Source organism: Emticicia sp., from assembly GCF_049241225.1.
Classification (GTDB): Bacteria; Bacteroidota; Bacteroidia; order Cytophagales; family Spirosomataceae; genus Emticicia.
The window spans coordinates 19,291-22,776 of sequence record NZ_JBMLRC010000256.1 but is presented as its reverse complement, the minus strand read 5'-3'; the positions used below and the strand labels follow the sequence as shown (position 1 = coordinate 22,776).

Here is a 3,486-nt window from a genome sequence, read left to right as displayed (position 1 = left end):
ACCTGCGTAGGGCGATGAATGTGATACATCAACGATGCCATACCATCGAAGCCAATTGTTCCAAAAAGCTGCTCATAATACAAACCACCATCAGGTTTTTCAAATTGAATATGGCGTTTTGCTGGAATCTTTCCGAGTTTATGATAAATAGGCATAGATTAACGAATAATATATTTGTTGTACTAACTATTGTTAAGCATACAAAATTATAAATAATATTTGTTATGACAATTAAAATGTGATTATTTTTTTGATTGATTGAATTAAACGCAGGGGATAGAACAAGTTTCCAACTTGTTCACAAGGAAAATGAAACTGAGGAAAAAAGAAAATGGGCGTAAGCAACTACGCCCCAAGAAGAAATAAATTATGCTAAATTATTCAGCCAAAGAATGATTTTCTTGAAAACTTCACGTTTTTCGGGTTCGTTGTGTGTTTCGTGATATAAGCCTTCAAGTGAAATAAATGTCACGAACTTACCTGCTTTCTCAGCAAAAAGTTCGCTACCATGATGCGAAGTAAGTCGGTCGGCCGTGCCGTGATAGAGTAAGGTTGGAATACTTAACTTATCGGCATTATCAATTGCCCACTGGCCCGTTTCTATCATTTCGATGCCCATTTTGGCAGAAACTTTGTCATGCACGAGAGGGTCTTCGTTGTATTTTTTTACTTCTTCCACATCACGAGAAATGGCCGTAGAATCTAAACCACTACTCAAGCTTAACGAAGGAAAAATTCCTTTCATCAATCGACCGATAGTAAGTGTAATTGGTGAAGGTTGAAAAGCCAATTGAAAATAAGGAGATGAAAGAATCGCTCCAGCAATTTTGGGTTGACGGCGAAGCAGATAATTAGCCACCAAATTTCCACCCATGCTATGTCCGTAAAGTACTTGTTTAGCATCTGGAAAATGAGTGGAGGCTGCTTTCAAAAGTGCATCTACATCATTCAAGAAAGTTTCAAAATCAGGAAAATGTCCACGTTTTCCTTCCGATTTTCCGTGTCCACGTTGGTCGCAGCCAATCACGGCATAGCCGTTTGACGTAAACATTTCCGCCACATGGTTATAGCGATTGATATGCTCGCCCATGCCGTGCATCATACAAATGACGGCTTTTGTGGGCATACTGGTTTCCCACTTTTTGCCATAAATATTGAGTCCATCAGAGGTTTTCCAAGATAATTCGGTAGCATTCATAAGGTTTTTGAATAGATTTTATGCCTAAATATAGCAAATTCTTATCATAAACAACCGAGAGTTTGTGGCTTGGGTTGGTTTCTTTATATTTGTGAGGTTTTGCGTCAGCAAGATGTTTATAAATACTTATTGATAATGATTGATTACATAGAAATAAAAGGCTTTAAATCTATCAAGGAACTAAAATTAGAGTTGAAGCCAATCAATATTTTGATTGGTAGTAATGGAGCAGGTAAAAGTAATTTCGTGTCTTTTTTTAAGTTGATAAATGTAATTTTTAATCAGAGATTACAGAAGTACATTTTAGAAGAAAAGGCTGATAATTTACTCTATTTTGGGCGTAAAATGACGGAAAATATATTTGGTAAAATTATTTTTAGCAGAAAAGGTAGAGAAATTCGTACCAACAATGCGTACTACTTTAATTTAATGCAAAACAAAGAGGGGGGCTTATTTATTGATGCAGAGGGTTCTGGTTTTAGAGTGGATAGAGATGACATTAAAAATAATTTCATTGTTGTGAATGACATACTTGAGTCAAGTATAGCGAATTCTAAATTTCCAAGAAATACAGACTACTTAGCTGAATATTTATCAAATATTCAAGTTTTCCACTTTCACGATACATCATCTACATCTTATCTAAGAAGAAGTTGCGATATTAATGATAATCAATATTTTAAGCAAGATGGACGAAATTTGCCAGCTTTTCTGTACTTAATAAAGGTTAACCACCCTAAAATATTTTTACGAATAGAGAAAACCATTCAGTCAGTTGCTCCATATATTGACAAGCTTATTTTAGAGCCTAATCGTTTAAACGAAAAAGAAATCGAACTTCGTTGGGTTGATAGAGGAGACGCTGAATCTAATTTTTCAGCTTATCAATTATCAGATGGGACGCTTAGATTCATTGCTTTAACTACGCTTTTGATGCAACCGACGCCACCATCAGTTATAATAATTGATGAGCCAGAGTTGGGTTTACACCCTTTTGCAATTGGAAAATTAGCTGGAATGATTCAAGCGGCATCAAACACCACTCAAATAATTGTTGCCACACAATCACCAAGTTTGATTAGTAATTTTTCGCCTGAAGATATAGTTGTTATTGATAAAAGTGAGGAGGAAAACCAAACTATTTTCAAGCGTTTAAGTTCTGAAGACCTAAATGTTTGGTTGCAAGATTTTACATTGGGAGATTTATGGGAAAGAAATATTATTAATGCTGCACAACCCTTTACAAAGAAATAGTATGAAACGAATTATTATTATTTGTGAGGGACAAACAGAACAAGAATTCTGCAATGATGTTTTGCAACCTCATTTTAATAGGTTAGAGATTTATCTCGAAAATCCAGTTGTCAAGAAAACACAAGGAGGAATTGTAAATTGGGAAGCTCTAAAATTTCAAGTAGAAACGCTATTAAAAAAAGATAAAACAGCTATTGTTACTATTTTGATAGATTATTATGGTATTCATAAACATCATAAGTATCCAAACTGGGAAGAAGCCAAAAATATAAATGATAAAAATGATGCAATGCAATTAATGGAAGCAGGTATGTTGAATGATATTACTTCCGATTTGCAAAATAGATTCATTCCATACATTCAGTTACACGAGTTTGAAGGTTTACTTTTCAGTGATTTAAAGGTATTTGATGATAACTTTGAAAACAAAGAATTTTTGAATTATGATTATTTAGTAGCAACTATTCGTGATTTTAGCAACCCTGAAATGATAAATGATGGAAGTGAAACTGCCCCATCAAAAAGGTTATCAAATATAATAAGAGGTTATTCAAAAGTTATCTATGGTTCGTTAATTGCAGAGGAGATTGGACTACTAAAAATTAGAGAAAGGTGCCCTCGATTCAATGAATGGATTACAAAATTAGAAAATGTATAAGATAAATTTATTTGAGAAAACAATACATACACTTCAAAAAAACAACAAAACCAATGAAACAAGTATTAAAAACACTTAAAATCAAATCACTCAACAATGGCGTTAGCACGGGTGTTGAAAGCTGGGCAGGAGGTGGAAAAGTGCTTAGTTCGTATTCGCCAGTTGATGGGCAATTGATTGGAAAAGTACGTCAGGCAAACCGTGAAGATTATGATAAAGTAATAGAAAGTGCCAATGCTGCTTTTAAAGTTTGGCGAGCAGTGCCTGCACCAAAACGTGGCGAAATCGTTCGTCAGATGGGTGATGCTCTACGTGCCAACAAAGATGCTTTAGGTCGTTTAGTTAGCTACGAAATGGGCAAAAGCCTACAAGAAGG

General features: G+C 34.7%; 4 protein-coding genes and 1 pseudogene. 3 read left to right on the top strand and 2 right to left on the bottom strand.

Features of this window, described 5'->3' with window-relative positions:
* A pseudogene (locus ACOVO2_RS13960) lies at window positions 1-155 on the bottom strand (homogentisate 1,2-dioxygenase); the annotation flags it as partial.
* A 212-nt stretch (window positions 156-367) separates the two neighbouring features.
* Window positions 368-1,198, bottom strand: a complete 831-nt coding sequence (locus tag ACOVO2_RS13955; RefSeq protein WP_421770569.1) for an alpha/beta hydrolase — start codon at window positions 1,196-1,198, stop codon at window positions 368-370.
* A gap of 135 nt (window positions 1,199-1,333) precedes the next feature.
* Between ACOVO2_RS13955 and ACOVO2_RS13950 the strand changes: the two genes are divergently transcribed.
* The 3 genes from ACOVO2_RS13950 to ACOVO2_RS13940 form a co-directional block, all read left to right on the top strand.
* Window positions 1,334-2,452 (top strand): AAA family ATPase, encoded by a 1,119-nt coding sequence (locus ACOVO2_RS13950; RefSeq protein ID WP_421770568.1) that lies wholly within the window; start codon window positions 1,334-1,336, stop codon window positions 2,450-2,452.
* A 1-nt stretch (window position 2,453) separates the two neighbouring features.
* Window positions 2,454-3,110: a DUF4276 family protein gene (locus tag ACOVO2_RS13945; RefSeq protein WP_421770567.1), complete on the top strand. Its 657-nt coding sequence runs from the start codon at window positions 2,454-2,456 to the stop codon at window positions 3,108-3,110.
* A 53-nt stretch (window positions 3,111-3,163) separates the two neighbouring features.
* Window positions 3,164-3,486 (top strand): aldehyde dehydrogenase family protein (locus ACOVO2_RS13940; protein WP_421770566.1); only part of this gene is annotated, 323 nt, incomplete at its 3' end.

Coding starts and splice junctions, on each gene's coding strand:
- ACOVO2_RS13955 (WP_421770569.1), bottom strand. CDS start 1,198: ATGAATGCTACCGAATTATCTTGGAAAACCTCTGATGGACTCAATATT.
- ACOVO2_RS13950 (WP_421770568.1), top strand. CDS start 1,334: ATGATTGATTACATAGAAATAAAAGGCTTTAAATCTATCAAGGAACTA.
- ACOVO2_RS13945 (WP_421770567.1), top strand. CDS start 2,454: ATGAAACGAATTATTATTATTTGTGAGGGACAAACAGAACAAGAATTC.